This is a genomic window from Pradoshia sp. Z3_51 (assembly GCF_058215915.1).
Genome location: NZ_JBZAJC010000001.1, coordinates 452,449 through 472,119 on the forward strand (window position 1 = coordinate 452,449; position 19,671 = coordinate 472,119).

A 19,671-nucleotide genomic window follows, 5' to 3' on the forward strand; every position below is an offset into this window, starting at 1 on the left:
AGGCTTATAAATATGGATATTTTTTTAAAATTAAATTACTTATAAGATTCGGACAATAGAGATTATTAAATTACAACGCTAGCACTGAGAAATTTGTTTATCTACCATTCTAGTGTATTTGTTGGCGTTTGCAAAATATTGTATTTGTATAGGTATAAATCCCTTTATTTCTATATTTGTCTTCTCTTCTTACTTTTCTCCAAAAATTTTATGTTTAATGGCAATACCTGTTGGTGTAGCTGCCACTCCTCCTAAACCTGTCTCTCTTAACTCGCGCGGCATTTGTCTACCTATTTTATACATGGCTTCAACTACTTCGTCGGCACTAATGATATTATCTACGCCGGCTAATGCCATGTCCGCTGCAACTAAGGCATTGGCCGTTCCAATAGCGTTTCTCTTTACACAAGGAACCTCTACCAATCCAGCGACTGGATCACATACTAAACCAAGCAAATTTTGAAGGGCAGTTGAGAAGGCTTCCGATGATTGCTGCGGTGTTCCACCGGCAACTTCTACTGCAGCTGCTGCTGCCATTGCCGAGGCACTGCCTACTTCAGCTTGACATCCTCCAAACGCTCCAGCAATACAAGCATTATTGGCTACTATCATTCCAAATAAAGCAGAAGTGAATAGAAAATGCACCATATCTTCGTGACTTAACTGCAACGTATCTTTAATACCGAATAGGACCCCAGGAACTGTTCCACTCGCGCCTGCTGTTGGAGTTGCACAAATCGCCCCTAACGAAGCATTTACTTCATTAACACCAATTGCATGCTGGACCCCAAATACCATCATATCTCCAGAAAGAGTTTTTCCACGTTCGCGATATTTTTTGATTTTAACAGCATCGCCACCAGTTAAACCGGTCGGAGAAAATACCCCGTCTCCCTCAATACTTTTATTTATGGCATTTTCCATAGTGAGTAGATTTTTTTCCATCTTGCTCCAAACTTCATCATAGGTAGATTTAGTTTGTTGGATTTCCTGCTCAATGGCTAATTCATAAATGGGTTTTTGCCTTTTATTAGCTGCATCTACGATTTCTTTTATGGTCATGTACATAAACTTTTCACCTCCCTAGGATATTAAAGAATAATAATAGTAGCTGTATTGCTAAGTTCCTTCAATTTCTGCTGAACATCGTTACGTAACTGAGAGTCCAATGTAAATGCAAAGAGGTGTTTTCCATCTTCTTTTAAACTGGTAAAACTATTAATATCCACATCATTTTCTTTAAGGATCCTGCGTAACCCAAATTCAAGGTCATCTTTTTCAAAAATCGCTAGTATAACTGGTAATGGTCCTTCAAGATTCAATCTAAACCCGTCCATTTCAATCTGTTTGACCTCAATCATACCGCCGCCGACCGAAATTCCCATCGTTCTAATACTTCTATTTTCATCCTCCAAATAGACATCTACAGTATTGGGATGACCGGCAGGACTATCAATCACTTCTTCAATAAAAACAATCTTAATTCCCTTAGATTCTGCTATTTTAATAGCATCAGGCACTCTGCTATCATCAGCGGCAAATCCTAATATACCAGCAACAATGGCAAAATCAGTTCCATGACCTTTATGAGTTTCAGCAAATGATTCATAGTACCGGACCAAAACTTTTTTTGGAAGACCTTGAAATAATTTATTGGCAACTGCTCCAATAGCTAAGGCACCTGCTGTGTGCGAACTCGAGGGCCCTATCATTACCGGACCTATTACATCAAAACAACTTTTATAATTAATAATCTTTTTTTCTTTAACGGGTGCTACATTAATACTCATATAAAATTCCCCCACCCCATTAAATTACTTGATCTTTAAAATTGATCTTGCACTGTAAACTTTCAATAGATGAACATGGCTTGTACCAGTGAGCTTAATAGAGTTTTAACTCCGCTTTAATTGAAAAGGTTTTCATTACTAACCAATAAAATCGAATCGTATTTATCTCGAATACTAACTAACATTGCCATCATTTCTTTTGCAACTTAATGCCTTCAAAACATAATTAACAGCAATTCCTAGTTGTTCCATAAATCCGATTCCAGATACACCACCTTTAGCAAAATTTAGAAAGCATAAGGTTAAAAACGGTACCGCAACTGCTCTAAAAAATCCTTATAAAGTGTTTCAAGCTGACCTTGGAAATCTATTAATTAATTTCCAATAATTTATTACAGTAGTTATTATTTACTACTCGCTCAAAGTATCACATAATTGGTTTAATATGTCAATACGATTTAATAAAAACTTATTTTTGTAAAAATTTATTATTAGAAAGCCTTTACAATCTGCTATAATTATTGGTAGATTATGTTTCAATTGGTTCTATTATCTAAGGGTTGCTTAATAACATTGATAATCCCCAACCTTCCCTAACCACTGAGCAAGCGCATAAATACAGGTGCAAAAATGAAGACTTGCATGTAGGTTTTAACTTACAATGCTTGTAGTTAAATTGGTAACTATTCTTTGATCTCGATGTTCCATTAAAAAGAGTTTCCTAAAAGGAGGAAAACCTAATTGGATAAAGATCTATTTCGACATTATCAAACTATAATGAATTATTTTGGTGAAATTTTAGGACCTAATTATGAATTTGTATTACATATTTTAAATCCTAATGGAGGTTCTCATATCGGTCATATTGTCAATGCTGACTTGAGCGAAAGGTCCTTAAATAGCCCATTGACTAACTATGCAAAAAAGTTAATCAACGATAAGGTTTATTTAGACAATGATTATGTTGTTGGATATGTTGGGGAAGGACCGCGGGGTAAAAAATTTCGTTCATCCACTTTGTTTATAAAAGATCATGAAGGTCAATTACAGGGACTTTTATGTATAAATTTTGATGCAGACGTTTATCGAAAAGTCGCCAAGGATATATTAAGTTTAGCCAATCTAAGCTTTGATATTAAACATATTGAAATGAAAACTGAACAAGAGAAACCTGTAGAAAAGCTTCAAGATAATGTAAGTAATATCATTTATACAGTAATAGATAGAGATATCCTCGAATCTGGAGCCCAATTATCACCTGACCAAAAGAAGCTTGCTATTTCAAAATTAAAAGAGTATGGGATATTTGATATGAAAGGCACAATAAGTGAAGTGGCAGATATAATGGGAATGTCCGAGTCCAGTGTTTATCGTTACCTTCAAATGGTATCACGAAGCAAAAAAGCAGTACCGGTATAATAAAGTGCATGTCAATTAAGCTGGAGAGTCCGAGGAAAGACTAGATATCTCGCAGACTTCCCAGCTTATTCTTCATTCAGTATCCCTCTATACCTCACAAAGTCCTACAGGTTGTCATCCTACAGAAAAATATACATCCCGAAACCTACCAAGAATGCTTGATTTCTTAAAAGAAGTAACTCATTCATTCATCGAAGCTCTGAGGATACCCCATTTAACACAATATAACACTTAGATAACAGTCCGACTGTATGGGTTCTATTATGAACCATATACTTGTTTGTACTATACTAATAAAGAACCCTATACCGAAGGAGGAGACCTCAACATGAACGAAGTAATGCAAACCTTATTATCTCACCGCTCCATCCGATCTTATAAAAACAAACCAGTCGAGGATGTACAACTGGAACAAATCATTAAAGCTGTCCAATCTGCCCCAAGCTGGATAAATGGACAACAGGTTTCCATTATTGCTGTTAAAGATTCTGAAAGGAAAAAGAAGTTTGCAGAGCTATGCGGCGGGCAGAAGCATATTGAAGAGGCCCCTGTATTCCTCGTATTCTTGTCAGACTTTTATAGAGCATATGTATCCAGTAAAATCGAAAAAACACCATTTGCTGTCTCAGAAAATATTGATACATTATTGGTCGGTGCTACAGATGTTGGGATTGCTCTTGAAGCAGCCATTACTGCAGCCGAATCATTAGGCCTTGGTACAGTCTGCATTGGCGGTATACGCAGAAATTTAGATAAAGTCATAAAGGAACTCAACCTTCCTCCATTTGTTTTACCCATTTCAGGTTTATGTATCGGCTATCCTGCAGAGGATCCCGGCTTAAAACCACGCCTGCCAGTTAAAGCGGTCTATCATAGCGAAACCTATCAGCATGATATAAAAGACGAAATCGAATCATATAATCAAACATTTTCAGATTACCTGTCAGAGCGTTCCCAGGGTACACAGACTGGGACATGGACTAAAGCTGTAGCCAGCTTTTATAGTAAAATTTATTATCCGGGCGTTGATGAAGCAATTAATCAACAAATGCAGATTAACCGAAAAAAATAGATGTTAAAGATAAAGGAAGAGAAGCCTAAACGCTCCTCTTCCTTTTATTTTTCACTTTGTATCTCCCAAATCTATAGATGGTCCCTTCACCTTGCCTTGATTGCTTTAGTAATAAAAATTGATAGAAATATCCTCACATTATTCTAGGACTTAATACTCCTTATTTCACTATAAAGAAGATTAATATGCTCTAAAAGTTATATTAGATGAGTAATTTCAAATTCCATGGTAAAATATCTATTAATTCTCGGAATTTGGAATATAAGGATAAATATAATAGTTTAGTGTCAGAATTTATGGCTGAGAGCTAGGAGGAATCATATGAACTTAACAAAGAAGATAATCTTTGCACTGATACTAGGTGCCCTTGTAGGTCTTTCCCTAAATATTTTCTCCCCATCTTTATTTGAAACACTCAACAAATTTCTTTTCGATCCTTTAGGTACCATCTTTATCAATCTGATTAAATTGTTAGTAGTCCCAATAGTTTTGTTTTCTATTATTTTAGGTGTAGCTGGCCTGGGAGATCCTAAAAAATTAGGATCCATCGGTTTTAAAACCGTTTTCTACTTCCTATGCACTACAGCCATAGCCATTATATTGGCTATCGTTCTTGCTATGGTAATTTCACCGGGAACAAAAGGTGAATTTGATACAGAAAATGCAACTTTTGAGGCTGAAGAAGCCCCTTCAATCGGAGAAACGTTCCTTAACATTATTCCTGATAATCCAATCATGGCTATAGCCGAAGGTGATATGCTCCAAATCATTTTCATGGCTGCTTTAATTGGATTTGCTTTAACTGTTTTAGGAAAAAAGACAGAAGGAATTGTAAAATTGGTTGAACAAGGTAATGAATTGGTTATGTTTCTTGTAACCTGGGTAATGAAATTAGCTCCTTATGGAACTTTTGGTCTTATTGCATCAGCAATTGGAGAACAAGGTTACAGTGCAATGAAAGCGATGGCATTATATATGATTGTCGTTGTACTTGGACTAATCATTCATACTATCCTTGTTTATGGTGGAACCATTCTCTTTTTTGCACGTAAAAGTCCACTATGGTTCTTTAAAGGCTTTGCACCGGCCATGACAGTAGGATTCAGTACTTCAAGCAGTAATGCAACTTTACCTCTATCCATGGAAGCCGCACAGGACAATTTAGGTGTTAAAAAAGAAATATCTAGCTTTGTTCAGCCTCTGGGTGCGACAATCAACATGGACGGAACAGCCATTATGCAGGGTGTTGCCACCATCTTTATCGCTCAAGTCTATGGTGTAGATTTATCATTCACTGCCTTAGTTACAGTCGTGATAACGGCCGTCCTTGCAAGTATCGGCACAGCAGGTGTACCTGGTGTAGGCCTGATCATGCTTGCTATGGTACTAAGCTCAGTTAATTTACCTGTAGAAGGTATTGGGTTAATCCTCGGAATCGACCGTATTCTTGATATGGCACGAACATCTGTCAATATTACTGGTGATGCAGCTTGTGCTGTCATGATCAACGAACAAGAAAAAAGAAAAGAAAATGCCGCATAGTCATAAATTCTAATATTCTATTTTATTTGTATAATCCTTATATCCACTGCATCTTTATTGTGATAATCCTGACCAATAAAGATGCAGTTTTCTTATTTAATGCTCTATTTTTAGTGCATCATGGACCTGCTACACGCTAAGCAAAAAGCTGTAATTCCATAAAATATATTTGTGGATTTACAGCTTTTTACTTATTTATTTGTATTGATTCAATTCATTTAAACCTTAACCCTTGAAGTTGATTCAATCCTCTATACATCCTTCTTCATTATGGTCGCAAAACCCAGCAAAATCCAAACCCTTCAAGATTATACCTTCACACTTCAAGTTAGCACACTTTTTGAATTGATGAACCCTGACAAGAATTAATCTAATGATATGGCATGGATGGTCCCACAGAAAATTCTCAAAAAACTAGAAGTTAAAATTTAAGTGATTGAAAACAATGACTATAGTGAGGCTGACTAACAATAATCGTAACCATAAGTTGGATGGGCTTCACTCTATTTTTCAAAGATCCTATCACGTTTTATCATTTCGATTCATATAAAATAAAGTATGCCTCAAGCGCTTTTCCGAAGGGACAAGAACTAATTATGTTAGAACGACATCAAACCATTGGAAATATAGATTTTAAGGGGGTCTTATATAAAAGCCATTTAATCCAATTCCAATGGCTTTCCAGACATTTTCATTGTAGGATTCGTTATGAGTTCGAAATGAACAAAACGTTGATCAATAAAGACTCAGTATCAGGAAGCATATTTAAAATAACGGATGGATCTCAACCTAAAAAATGAATGATCTAGAACAATAAGAAAATGTATTTATGTCTCAGTCCCTTTTAATAAACAAAAGCCATATTGCCCCTTTATTGGACGTTTTAAAAATAGGGTGGATCATTTTGGAAAAGGAAGCATTGTAGTATAAAAATGTATACTGTATCGGAGTGCTGCTGAAGAAATAAGATAAACATTCCGGCTCTTGAAATATACTCCTTATTAAAGTCGGGTAATTATTTTTATGTTGGCTATTCACTAGAAAGTTTTAAAAAAGGACAAACACCTTCGCAGAATTTTAGAGTCTTTGCCAGACATAATAAAAAAATATCAAAAATGGTAAATATAGATTTAAAGAATTGTTAGGAGAGATTTTTTTGAAGAAGAATCAACTATCTTGGTCATTCATATTAATAGACACCCTTATTATCCTTATTCCCGTAATTTCTTTTTACCTTTTCTATGGCTATAACCTAAATATATTTGGTTTTGAATCCATCAGTATATTCTTATTATTTTGGCTCTCCTTTATTACTGGATTTCATTTTTTTAAGCTCTATAGCCGCTCCTGGAAATTCCATCATATAGATGGGATTAAACGGCTAATAAAAAGTTCCATCCTATCATTACCTATAATAGTGATCACTTATATTTTAATATTTACATTTACAAATCTGACAATTCCACTCACTATGGTTCTTCTTATCTGGTTATTTATCTCACACGGGGCTATAAGCTATCGACTATTACTATGGATGTTTCAAGAAAGTAGTGGAAACAAAAAAAATATAAAAGGGAAAGAGACATTAATAGTAGGAGCTGGAAATGCTGGGATTCTAGTATTAAAAGAATTAAAAAAATCCATTGATTCCCCTTTACATCCAATAGCTTTTATAGATGATAACCAAGAGATGAAAAACCTGCGTATATTAGGAATACCTGTAGTTGGAACAAGGGAAAATATCGGTGAAATGATATTAAAATATAATATTAAGGTTGTTATCATTGCAATTCCTTCTGCTCTTGGTAGTGAAATTACACAGATTGTCAATAAATGTAAAGAACACAACGTTGAAGTAAAGATTTTTCCGCGCGTAAGCGATATTATTAATGGTAGGATTTCCTTGAACATGATTAGAGAGGTTAGAGTAGAAGATTTACTAGGTAGGCCTCCGATTGAATTAGATTTATTAAGTATCTCTAATTATATCAGAGGGAGAGTCGTATTAATTACGGGTGCAGGCGGATCCATAGGCTCAGAAATATGCCGACAGGTTTCCACTTTTAATCCTCAAACAATCATCTTACTTGGACATGGTGAGAACAGCATATATTTAATTGAAAAGGAAATTAAGAAAACCTACCCCCATCTATTGGTCAACTCCATAATAGCCGATATTCAAGATAGAAACAGAATGGAACACGTCTTTTCGACGTATCATCCACATGTTGTATTTCATGCGGCAGCTCATAAACATGTTCCCTTAATGGAATATAATCCTACGGAAGCCATTAAAAATAACATATTTGGTACAAAAAATGTGGCTGAATGTGCTCATAAATATGGCGCTGAAAAATTCGTTCAAATTTCCACGGATAAGGCTGTTAATCCTACTAGTATTATGGGTGTAACAAAACGTACTGCCGAACTGGTTATACAAAGCTTGAATGAAAAGAGCAATACCATTTTTTCGATTGTTCGTTTTGGTAATGTATTAGGAAGCAGAGGAAGTGTTGTCCCCCTATTCAAACAACAGATTCGAGAAGGTGGTCCAATCACTGTCACTCATCCTGATATGACACGCTTCTTCATGACTATTCCTGAAGCTGTTCAATTGGTCATACAAGCAGGTGCTTTAGAAAAAGAAGGAGAAATATTTGTACTAGACATGGGACAACCTGTAAGAATTAGCGATCTGGCCAAAAAATTGATTACTTTATCCGGCTTAACTCTTGATAAAGATATTCAAATAAAATACACCGGTATGCGCCCGGGAGAGAAACTATACGAAGAATTATTCACCAATGAAGAAGGACGTATAGCGTCTAAACATGAGCTAATCTTTATATCAAGGCCTGCTGACCTTTCTAAGACGCAATTAACTTTTTTACTAAGACAATTAGAAGAGATCATGTTCACAAGTGAGGAACAAATAAAACCAGATGACTTAAAAATAATTTTAAAACAAATCGTTCCCACATATCAGGCAAAATTTCATACACCAGATTTAAACTCCTAATAAACATTTTAAAAGCTCATTCTTAGTTTCTGCTTAATAAGCCTTTTAATTTGATGATGTTTTGTCGTTCATTGCTTGTGTACTCACTTTCTAATTTTAATCCGCCTATTCCATTTGCGATTCCAACAATCTGCTTTGGTTTATGAATTCTATCTACCACAATATCTCCTTCATTTCCAATAATTCCTCCTGCTACCACCCTAACCTTGTCAAAAACCATTTCTCCCTGTATCTTGTGGTAGAAATTGCTTATATAATCAATCAAAAATAAAATAGTGTGAGGGAACGCAGCTCTCACATCAAGTCTGTAGCAACTTATGGAATGCTCATTGGCACCCTTGATAAAATCTGACGTAAAATTATTGATACCCCCATCCAATGCAAGGCCCTCATTCTTTATGAACTGTAAATATGAAGAGGGTATAACATTTGATGCGGAAGTAAATGCAATGAAAACATCCATTTTATCATTAGTGTTCTCATAATTATCTATTGATTTTATCGAACTGCAGGAATATTGAGGTATAAAATAATTTAATACTTCAATAATTTCTGCGGTTTTTTTCTTGTTTCGGGAATCCAGAAAAACATCAGCACCTCTTTCAGCTAACCTTAAAGAAAGCTTAGATCCTAAGTTTCCGGCACCGTATATGAATATTTTTTTTCCTTTTAATTCATCATTAAAATAATGTCGCAGAAACATATCTGCAGCTTCTAAAGTTGTATCATTTGGTTTATACGATATTAAGGATGCCTTTTTGACAGTCCTTTTAGCTATTTGCATAAGGTCGATTTTTTTCTTTAATTCTATATCCACTAATATATATTTCACCGCTCCATCAAGTAACTTAAAGCATTCTTCTGCATAGTCAGGATTGACAACTAAAAAGTTAATAGCCTCAAACCCTAAAGCCTTCCTTCGTGGCAAAACCGCAAAAGGCTGAGATTCTCTAGCTGTAGTACCTACTGTCGCGATTCTATAATCAAAATCACAACTATAACTCTCTAACTCCTTCTCTATCCTTTCCTTGATAAGCACCCCATCACCTTCTTAACTGAATGTATTTTTCTTACTCAAAAGTTGACTGATGATAGACGAATTGAAAAATAACACCTTAATAAGATGAAAGATACAAATCATTATTTAATTTCTTTTTTTACACAATCAATGATCCGGGTTTGTTCCTCGAAGGATAAATTAGAGCCGGACGGCAGGCATATTCCTTGTTCAAATAACTCATCCGAAACGCTTTTCCCCTTTTCATGCGAATAGTATTTATAATTTTTATACAAAGGCTGTAAATGCATTGGCTTCCAAACATGGCGGGCCTCAATATTATTTGCTTCCAACAACGCAATAACTTTCTCAGGTGTGGTTCCAATCTGACTCGAATCAACTGTTAATACTGTTAGCCAATGTGTTGATTTCCCATAAGGAGCCTCCTGCAAAAAATTAACGCCATTAATATGGGATAATTCTTTATAATACCTTCGGAAAATTTTCCGCCTTGCACGTATTCGTTCATTGAGAACCATTAGCTGTCCCCGGCCAATACCTGCGAGTACATTACTCAGACGATAATTATATCCTACTTCAGAATGCTGATAATAGTTAGTGGCTTCTTTTGCTTGAGTGGACCAAAAACGAATTTTATTTAATGCTTCAAGGTCATCTGATATGATCATACCACCGTTTGAAGTTGTAATAATTTTATTACCATTAAAAGAATATATACCGAATTTTCCGATTGTTCCGCTCGCCTTGCCTTTATAAATCGCTCCTAAAGATTCAGCTGCATCTTCAATGACTGGGACCTTATAGCGATTACAGATTTCTACTATAGGATCCATATCTGCACTTTGTCCATATAAATTCACAACAATAACAGCTTTTGGAATATTGCCGACTTTTTCAGCCTCAATAAAAGCTCGCTCTAATGCGATAGGACTCATATTCCAGCTTGAGGGTTCACTATCAATAAATATAGGTGTAGCACCTTCATATAAAATAGGATTAGCACTTGCTACAAAAGTAAGAGATGAACAAAAAACGTTATCTCCTTTACCTACATCGAAATAACGTAAAGCTAAATGGAGAGCAGCAGTACCTGAACTTAAAGCTACAGCTCCACGTGCACCTGTATAATCAGCAATCTCCTGCTCAAATTGGTTAATGTGTGGACCTACCGGGGAAATCCAATTATTATCGAATGCTTCTTTGATAAACTGTTGTTCTTTTGCTCCCATATGCGGAGGAGAAATATAAATCCGTTTTGATTCAGGTTCCAATTGCTTTTCACCTCTCTTCATAATTCATGTTGTTCTTTACATACAAAGGGTAGTATTGATTCCTAGTACGAAAAAGGGGTATTGCTAGCTTTCAAAATGCGGATAAAGATCCTAAATCTTCTATATTTCCCATATGGTGTTGTTATCAGCTTATGTTTATGGTCGCTTGTTACAATATATTCAATAACTTTTCTTCGAGACCTGACTGTTCAATTACATGTTTCCACTTAAATTTTTCCAAATTATTTATTTTTCTTCCTCTTGGTTTTCCTTCATGTTCTTTTATTGCACTTTCCAAGCCATCCAAATTCTCGTTAACCATTATTAAATTGATCTTATTTTCTTTCATAAAATGATGAATCCATAAATATTCTGTCGTAATCACATCCAAGCCCATAGCTAAATACTCCAGCAGCTTCGTAGAGGTTTGTAAATTGTATGGATATTTATTAGGCATGTAGTTTATTCCATAAATAGCTTGTGAGCCATATTTAGGAACTTCTTTATAAGCTAGTTCACCTGTAAACGTTATATTATTACAAGAGGAGTAATTTCTATATATTTCATCAGATACCCCTCCAATTAAAAGTAAGCTTCGGTTTTTACATTTGAATTTAAATTGATCAAGAAGATAAGGAATACCCCTTTCTTTCGTAATCGAACCAATATAAACGCAATCGTAATATTTGAGTGACTGCTCATATTGAAAAAAGACATCATCAACTCCCATATCTCTGTAGACATAATCTTTCCTATCATTAAATCCAAACCCTTCACTCACATATTCATTTAAATAAATTCTAAGATCCGGTTTAACATTTAACCACTTTTTACCCATGTTTTTCATTCTGGGGAATACGCCAGTTGAAAGAGAAGCATATTCATGTATTAATGGAATATTCAATTTTTTATAGACATTGAAGCCCATAAATTCCCATAAGCAATCAAACTCATCGAAAGTAATATCGCCTAATTCAGCAGAATCATATAATCGAAATCCCAGTTCTTTACTATTAAAATAGTCTATAGACGCATCTATTTGAGGTAAATATGACTTATTAGACCTTACTAACAATATTTTTTTCATCTGTTCCTCCCTAATAATAATAAATTCCCTATATAAAAAACTGAACAGGACCGGGAAATTCCAGATGTACTGTCTTGGTTTTAAGAGGGAATTTTGAGGTGTTTAAATATCATTTATTTACTTCGATTTATTCAAAGCATTTCTCATTATAAATATCGTTCGCCCTTTGTCCTGGATCTAATCATTTTTGCAGGTGTACCATATGCTATTTGATAAGAGTCAATATCACTCAGAACAGTAGCTCCAGCTCCAATCACTGTATGTTCTCCTATTTGTAATGAGTGAATGACCTTTGCCCCTAAAGAAATAGCTGTAGCATCCCCTACTTTGACACTACCCCCTAGAGTCGCGCCAGGTGCAATACTTACGTAATCACCAATCCTACAGTCATGATCAATAGAAGAGTTCGTATTGATAATGCACTGATCTCCTATATCGGTATTTCTATTTATAACTACTCCCCCCATCACGACTGTTCCATCCCCAATTTTTGAATGATTACTGATAACAGCAGATGGGTGAATAGCTGAAACAAATTTAAAATTTGGAATAAGCAATTTAATATCATCCACCATTTTTTTCCGACTCCAATTATCCCCTATGGCTACTATTCCCCCATAAATTTCTCTTTTGATCTTTAAAAGAATAGTTTCATCACCGACTATTTTATATCCGTATTTACTAGAATGTTGAGGAAGAAATTGATCGATTAAACCATACACGCTGTACGTTTTTGATTTTTCAATAATATCAATGATCACACCCGCATTTCCGCCAGCACCAATTATTATGATATCTTTCATAAACTCCCTCACTTTGTTTTGAATTCCTTTTTTTCTAAAAACCTTACAATTGCAAGTCCTGATATATCAACTCCATTTCGTACAGCACATTAGCTATAGAAAATTGATGCTGAATCAATTCTCTTCCCTTTTCACCAAATTCGTTGATCAGGTCTTCATTGTTTAATAAAAATAAGCACTTTTCAGCAATTTGCAAGGGGTCTTTAATAGGAATTAAAAACCCGTTTTCACCGTTTACAATAAGATCTCTATTACCTCGTATATGAGTTGCAATAACCGGTATTTTCATTGCCATCATTTCCATTACAGAACGCGGAAGTCCCTCTCTAATGGATACTAATAAACCAATATCTGTTATGCTTAAAATATTGGATATATCTGTTCTGAACCCTAAGCATTTAATATACCTGCCTAAATTTCTTTCATGAATAGTCTTTTGTATCATTTCAAAGTTCTCTCCGTTGCCAACAAGAAGGAACGTAAATTTTTTCATTTTTTCTTTTAGAAGTTCACAAGCCTCAACCACATCAATTTGCCTTTTATTATCGTTGAATTCAGCAATATGAGTAATGATCTTACTATCCAAATCCAATCCAAGCTCTAATTTCATCTGTTGTTTAGCATTCTCTGAAAAATGGTTATCATCGTATATGGTTGTGTCCAATCCAACCCCATGTACATAATGAATTTTCTTTTCGGACACGATTTTACGGGCAGCTGAAAGATCATCCTGATTTGTAACGATTAGCTTTTCCGTTTTCAGCCCCATTGTTTTTTCAGCAAGTTTAAACAAATAGTTTGATAACCATGAACCATTTTCATTAAAGTGAAAACCATGTACTGAATAGATGACGATATGGTGCTCAGAAGAGACCATTCTGGTTAGAAATGATGCAATTGGCGTATGCAAATGTAAGACTTGATATTGCTCAACAATGCTCTTTAACATCTTGTATGACGCAAAATTATCTTTATTTATTAATCTTCTGCTAAAAGGGATGTGATGAATGTTTACACCTATTTTTTCCAAATAGGTTAAATCTTTATTTTCAGTATTTGCAGCAACACCAACTTCATAGCCCTTACTTATAAAATAGTGAATGTGAGGAATTAGAAACGCCTCTACAGTTCTGATTATTGTGGTTACAAATAAAACCTTTTTACTCATCCAATCTACGCTCCATTTTTTTAGAAATGAAAGGTTTGTAAAAAACAAGCGGTAATAATACAGTTAGTGCTGCAAAACGATACCGATAAATGGAGCCAATGTTTGGTAGGCTGAATGAAACTGCAACAAAGATAAATAAAGCAAACAACAAAATAATTTTCCCCGTTTGATTTTTTAAAATATCAGCTCTATTCCTCCATATAAAATAATACAAAAGATAACAAGCTATCATTTCTAATCCTGATAACATGTAAATCCCCTGACTAACTGACAGCCATTGCCAAGGAAATGGAGCAAAGATTGAAAATGGAAGTTGAACCAACCATCTTATTTCAGATGGAAACTTAGTGACAAATGGTATGCCTGAATTTCCATCCAAAGCAATCTCATTTATTGTTTCAACACCTTCGGCTGATGTTGATCTATCAAACGACTCTATAATAATATTTCCCGAAGATGTAGAGCCGATTATTCCTACAGCCAACAGGATGAATATCGTATTCCTTAAAAAGTTCCTATTACCTTTAAAAAATTGAAACAAGATGACAATGAGTATGGTTAGTGAAATAGCCAATAAAAATTGCGGCCGCATGAAACTGATTAACAGGATACCGCTTACTCCCAGAAGTACATCTTTAGTATTTAATTTTGCCTTACTGATTGCCAAAATTAAGAAAATCGACAACACCATACCAAGCGTAACAAACGCATCCTTTAATAATGAGATAGACCAAAAGATCCCACTTGGAAAAACACTCCATAACCAGATTGCCATCATAGCAACCTTCCTACCTCCAACCCGATCTCCCAATTCATAAATTAAGGGAATAACAATAACAGAAGCACTCATATTGATCAGTTGCACAATATTCATATCAGGACCAAATAGATTGTAAATAAACGCAACAAAATAGGTGTATGATAAATTCCCTTCCAAGGCTTGCAACCAAGAATGGGAGTTGATAGCTTTTAAAGCATCATTATGATAGGCATATGCATCCACATCACCTGGAAAAAAACCGTCTAGACCAATATGATAGGAGTAAAGTTTCAAAAGAATGAAAATTGTAACCCTTAGAGATAAAGCGAAGAAAATAATATGAATAATCTTTTTAGGATGGTTAAATAATACGGACAATATTGTAGATATAAGAAATGCTATCAAAAGAATGGTCAAATATATGGTGATTCTCACATCAACGAAAGAAATACATATTGCTAATAGCATCGCTACCGCAAGCATAACTAAAACCAAGGGTATCTTTTGATATTTATAAAATTGAAAAGGCACTTGTGATCACCTACTCCTATATATTTCTTTTAATATAGGTTTGCTGAGTTATCTCTTATGGTTATAGTAATTTATTTGAAATTTGATGAACCCTATAATCTTTCTTCTCAATGAAATTAGATTTGATATTTGGTATGAAGAAATACACAGGAAAATCATATAAAAAACCACATAAGCAATCGTTTTAAACATAACTTGGAGCTCAAATTGATTAATAACTATTAGAAAGACAATCATGACGATAAACGGAGCGATTACCCTTGTGGCATCTTTAACGAATTCAATTACTTTTTCACCCATGTCTCTATAACAACTCCACATCATCATCATCGGATATATGATATATGTGATAGCTGTACCTAAAGCAACTCCCTCTATATGAAGCCCTACCTGAATAAAAATTATATTGAGAATCGCATTTATAAAAACAGCGAATAATAGAATTTTCAAATACGTCCATTGTTTATTCACTACCATTAAATACTGAGCATATAATGCTGCCCATAGTAAACAAAACATGCCAACAACAACAATTTTAGCGGCTTCAATCCCAACTAAATATTGTGGCATTAATAGGCTAACAAATGAAGGAAATATAATATAAAGCAAGCCTAGAAGAATTGGACTAAAATAAGATAAGTTGATCGATGAATTTATGACAATCGATTTTAATTTTCTTTTATCTCTAAACTCTCCGTAATTATGGCTAATCTTTGGGTACATAACTTGGTGAAAAACAGCAGGCAGAACCATAATACCTTGGTAAATAAGCGAAATTAAACCGTAATGACCAACAGAATCTGATCCGTAAAACACATAGACGATAAGTCGATCAAGCGTTGTAAGGACACTTAATAAAATTCCGATTAGTGTAATCGGCACACCATACGAAAGCATACCTTTGAGGATTTTCCAGTCCCACTCAAAATCCAGCTTATACGTTAGCCTTAAACGGCTATAGAATATTGCGATTATGTTTCCAGTGATTACACCTAAAAATAATCCGTATACTCCTAAAAACAAAGCGAAGATCGCCATGAGGATATATTGAACTGAACCAATAAGCAGCTGAATCATTGCTACCATACTGAATTGTTGGGTTGTTAAGAATAGATGATTATGAAATAATGTCAGGTTTTGAAAAGGAACAATCAAAATAGCAATTATGCTCAAAATCGTTTCAAACTGTGATAAGGGTAACAGGATAATAATGACTATAGCAGCAATAACTAAAACTGCCGAACTCAACATCCAAGTGAAAACGATGTTCCTTACTTTCTGAACTTGACCATGCTTTTTCTCCCCCAATAAACGGGGAATATCACGACTAAATCCATCTAAAATTCCAAGATTCATATAGTATCCATAGGTTAAGATCATTGAGAAAATAGTCCAAACCCCATAATCAGCCGGGCCAAGTATATTTCTGATCCATACTCCTGTTACAAATGAAATCAGCGCTGACAATGCTGTAACAACAAAAAGAATATAGGTTTCTTTTATAAAGCGCCTCAAGACCGATATCTCCTTATCATACTGACTTTATGAGTTTTTACGCTTTTTACTTATATTGTCAATTAGAAGAGTAATCCAAATGGAGACGATAAAGGCAATAATAACCGTTATACCTATAATCATGAATGGTTGAGGGCTTACAGGATCGTCAGAAACAGCTGCAGTATTCAAAATGCTTATATTTTTTGATTTGCTCATCATGATTTTCTCAGCTTGTTCATCAATAGCAGTTGCAATCGCATTTGCAATAAGAGACGCTGTGGTAGAGCTTTTATCTTCAACAAGCAGTTCAAGAACTTGTGACTTTTCTTTATATGCAACACTTACATTTTCTTCATCTATTTGAATATTATAGCCTTGATTATTTAATTCTTGCTGAGCTTCCTTTAATATTAGAGGACTTTGAAGAATGTCTTGATAAGTAGCAACCAATTTTAACGATTCATCTATATTGGAATGTACAGCTTTATTATCTTTAGTCTCCTTTATACTAACCAACAAATTCACCTTTGCCTGATAAACTGGTTCAATCACAAAGTAGGAAATATAAGTACTAGTTATCCCAGCTACAAATGTAAACAGAATAATAAGCCAGGAGCGCTTAAAAATTTGCTGAAAAAAATTAGTAAAATTAAGATTCTCTTCTGTCATTTTCTTCTTCCTTTCCTTAAATAAGATAAGCTTTATCAATATTCCTTTATAAACTATGTAGCCTGATACTTATATGTGTGAAAAATATGAGCTTTGTTCGCTTTTAGGATACAGAAATCGCTTTATTTCAAAGATGAATTAATTTATAAGGAACCAAAATGAGTGTAAATTGAGCTAAAATAGTTGAAAAGAAAGACCCATAGACACCTGCCTTGCCTAAAATAGGTAGACACTATTAAAAACAGCCTTAACCCACAATTGGTGTGGACTAAGGCCGTTAAATATGTTAAAAATATACCAATTTGGTTTTTAATTATGATCCCTATCATGGCTTGTCTTTTCAACATTTCCCCCAAAACGTTCTACTGTTGCTTTACTTGGCTGGTTAATATCTTTAGGACGAAATATACGTATGACCGTAATGAAAAAAATCTTTGTATCTAAGAAAAAAGAACGATTATCAACATACCATACATCTAATTTAAATTTCTCTGCCCAGCTTATCGTATTCCTTCCTTTGATTTGTGCCCATCCTGTAATACCAGGTTTAACCTCAAAGCGACGGAGCTGTTCTTCGTTATATAATGACATATATTCTACCAACAACGGTCTTGGCCCAACAAAACTCATGTCTCCCTTAAGGACATTAAAAAGCTGTGGCAATTCATCTAAGCTATAATGTCGCAAAAATTTCCCAAATGCTGTTAATCTTAGTTCGTCTGAATATAATTGTTGGTATTGATCTCTTTCATTTGTCATCGTACGAAACTTATATATATAAAAAGGTTTCCCTTGAAATCCTGACCGCATCTGTTTGAATAATAAAGGAGATCCAAGCTTTATTCGTACCGCTGCCATTATTGCTATTATTAGAGGTAATAAAACTATAATCAGACAAGAAGAAATGACAAAATCAAATAGTCGTTTCACTATATCCCCTCCTTTTTGTCCAAAGTATTTATCCTATATATATTTCAAAAAATTTTATACGTTCGGATTGAACATCACCATTTAAGCCCAAATACCCCCACAGTAAGGATTAAATGTAGACAAATCTTGTTAATGAAGGCACAAAAAAGAGATTTCACATTTGTGAAATCTCTTATCAATACCAGCAGTCCAGTGGATCTTTTTATGTATTTCTTTATTGAGCAGTGTATCCTCCGTCTACAACAATTTCTGCTCCTGTTAAAAAAGTATTTTCTATTGCAAAAATGATGGCATGTGCAATTTCTTCCGGTTTACCCAAGCGTTCGATTCCTTTTGATAGCGGATGAAGTGATTTTAACATTTCAATTCCTTCTGTTCCTGCAACATCCTCATTTACCATACCTGTAATAACATAGCCGGGATGGACACTGTTTACTCGAATGTTAAAAGGAGCAAATTCCAAGGCCATTGATTTTGTCATTAATCTTACCGCACCTTTACTAGCGTTATAGAAACAAGCACCTGCTGAACCTACTAAGCCTAGAATAGAAGAAACGTTAATGACCGCTCCGCCCGTACCCTGTGCAACCATCTGGCGAATCGCTTCACGGCTGCAATAGAATACACCATTTTGATTAATACCTATGTATTTCTCATATTCATCAGTTGGAAGATCTAGTGTGGAACCTCCTCCACCAATACCTGCATTGGCAATCATAATGTCAAGGTGTCCATATTTTTCAACCACGTGTGACACCATATCCTTTACTTGATTTTCGTCTGATACATCTACTTTTAAACGGAACTACTTGAATACAATCATAAATCTATCTTCATTAGTGGTTCCTTTACTGATGCAGCCTTGACATCTACACATACTGGCCAAAGCCAACTTTGGATACAGAATCTACACATATTCAAGCAAACTGCAATAAAGTGTAATGTGTAATGAGAGGGTCACGATATTGATTGATTATCAATCATCGGAAGTAGCTGAAAAGTAATTAAACTGACCTATAAAAAGCCCCTTCAAAGTTAGACGCAAATCTAAATGGAGGGGCAGTTCAAAATTAAGGATGCTTCTAAATATAAGAT

Annotated in this window: 15 protein-coding genes and 1 pseudogene; 4 read left to right on the forward strand and 12 right to left on the reverse strand. The window is 34.7% G+C overall.

Annotated features, from left to right (window positions below; all coding sequences use genetic code 11):
• Nucleotides 1-189: 189 nt before the first annotated feature.
• Both sdaAA and sdaAB read right to left on the reverse strand, forming a co-directional pair.
• The gene (gene sdaAA, locus AC4BHA_RS02025) at nucleotides 190-1,068 is read right to left on the reverse strand and encodes an L-serine ammonia-lyase, iron-sulfur-dependent, subunit alpha (RefSeq protein WP_139891823.1); all 879 of its coding nucleotides are present in this window, start codon (nucleotides 1,066-1,068) and stop codon (nucleotides 190-192) included.
• A gap of 23 nt (nucleotides 1,069-1,091) precedes the next feature.
• A complete protein-coding gene (sdaAB, locus tag AC4BHA_RS02030) occupies nucleotides 1,092-1,790 on the reverse strand; it encodes an L-serine ammonia-lyase, iron-sulfur-dependent subunit beta (RefSeq protein WP_490558085.1) in 699 nt (232 codons plus the stop codon).
• A gap of 741 nt (nucleotides 1,791-2,531) precedes the next feature.
• Between sdaAB and AC4BHA_RS02035 the strand changes: the two genes are divergently transcribed.
• The 4 genes from AC4BHA_RS02035 to AC4BHA_RS02050 all read left to right on the forward strand — a co-directional run bounded on the left by AC4BHA_RS02035 (nucleotide 2,532) and on the right by AC4BHA_RS02050 (nucleotide 8,842).
• Entirely contained in the window at nucleotides 2,532-3,209 is a 678-nt protein-coding gene (locus AC4BHA_RS02035) for a helix-turn-helix transcriptional regulator (protein WP_148629805.1), read from the forward strand.
• Nucleotides 3,210-3,537: 328 nt separating this feature from the next.
• Entirely contained in the window at nucleotides 3,538-4,281 is a 744-nt protein-coding gene (locus AC4BHA_RS02040; RefSeq protein ID WP_490558086.1) for an NADPH-dependent oxidoreductase, read from the forward strand.
• Between the two features lie 321 nt (nucleotides 4,282-4,602).
• Entirely contained in the window at nucleotides 4,603-5,823 is a 1,221-nt protein-coding gene (locus tag AC4BHA_RS02045) for a dicarboxylate/amino acid:cation symporter (protein ID WP_490558087.1), read from the forward strand.
• A 1,156-nt stretch (nucleotides 5,824-6,979) separates the two neighbouring features.
• On the forward strand, nucleotides 6,980-8,842 hold the full coding sequence (locus tag AC4BHA_RS02050) for a polysaccharide biosynthesis protein (protein WP_490558088.1): 1,863 nt from the start codon (nucleotides 6,980-6,982) through the stop codon (nucleotides 8,840-8,842).
• Nucleotides 8,843-8,864: 22 nt separating this feature from the next.
• On the opposite strand, the gene AC4BHA_RS02055 is transcribed toward AC4BHA_RS02050, so the two are convergent.
• The 10 genes and pseudogenes from AC4BHA_RS02055 to AC4BHA_RS02100 all read right to left on the reverse strand — a co-directional run.
• Nucleotides 8,865-9,881 carry a hypothetical protein gene (locus tag AC4BHA_RS02055; RefSeq protein ID WP_490558089.1) on the reverse strand — a complete coding sequence of 339 codons (1,017 nt, stop codon included), beginning with the start codon at nucleotides 9,879-9,881 and terminating at the stop codon, nucleotides 8,865-8,867.
• A 101-nt stretch (nucleotides 9,882-9,982) separates the two neighbouring features.
• Nucleotides 9,983-11,152, reverse strand: a complete 1,170-nt coding sequence (locus tag AC4BHA_RS02060; RefSeq protein ID WP_490558090.1) for a DegT/DnrJ/EryC1/StrS family aminotransferase — start codon at nucleotides 11,150-11,152, stop codon at nucleotides 9,983-9,985.
• A 148-nt stretch (nucleotides 11,153-11,300) separates the two neighbouring features.
• Nucleotides 11,301-12,218 (reverse strand): glycosyltransferase, encoded by a 918-nt coding sequence (locus tag AC4BHA_RS02065; protein WP_490558091.1) that lies wholly within the window; start codon nucleotides 12,216-12,218, stop codon nucleotides 11,301-11,303.
• 146 nt (nucleotides 12,219-12,364) lie between these two features.
• Nucleotides 12,365-13,021, reverse strand: a complete 657-nt coding sequence (locus tag AC4BHA_RS02070) for an acetyltransferase (protein WP_490558092.1) — start codon at nucleotides 13,019-13,021, stop codon at nucleotides 12,365-12,367.
• Between the two features lie 43 nt (nucleotides 13,022-13,064).
• On the reverse strand, nucleotides 13,065-14,189 hold the full coding sequence (locus AC4BHA_RS02075) for a glycosyltransferase family 4 protein (RefSeq protein ID WP_490558093.1): 1,125 nt from the start codon (nucleotides 14,187-14,189) through the stop codon (nucleotides 13,065-13,067).
• A complete protein-coding gene (locus AC4BHA_RS02080) occupies nucleotides 14,182-15,480 on the reverse strand; it encodes a hypothetical protein (RefSeq protein ID WP_490558094.1) in 1,299 nt (432 codons plus the stop codon). The genes AC4BHA_RS02075 and AC4BHA_RS02080 overlap by 8 nt, the downstream gene beginning before the upstream one ends.
• Before the next feature lie 48 nt (nucleotides 15,481-15,528).
• Nucleotides 15,529-16,995 carry an oligosaccharide flippase family protein gene (locus AC4BHA_RS02085; RefSeq protein ID WP_490558095.1) on the reverse strand — a complete coding sequence of 489 codons (1,467 nt, stop codon included), beginning with the start codon at nucleotides 16,993-16,995 and terminating at the stop codon, nucleotides 15,529-15,531.
• Between the two features lie 27 nt (nucleotides 16,996-17,022).
• Complete coding sequence (locus tag AC4BHA_RS02090; protein WP_490558096.1) at nucleotides 17,023-17,646, reverse strand: YveK family protein; 624 nt, start codon at nucleotides 17,644-17,646, stop codon at nucleotides 17,023-17,025.
• 309 nt (nucleotides 17,647-17,955) lie between these two features.
• Nucleotides 17,956-18,576, reverse strand: coding sequence for a sugar transferase (locus tag AC4BHA_RS02095; RefSeq protein ID WP_490558097.1), 621 nt, complete (start codon nucleotides 18,574-18,576; stop codon nucleotides 17,956-17,958).
• A 214-nt stretch (nucleotides 18,577-18,790) separates the two neighbouring features.
• Nucleotides 18,791-19,363 (reverse strand): annotated as a pseudogene (locus AC4BHA_RS02100) (SDR family NAD(P)-dependent oxidoreductase); the annotation flags it as partial.
• Nucleotides 19,364-19,671 lie beyond the last annotated feature (308 nt).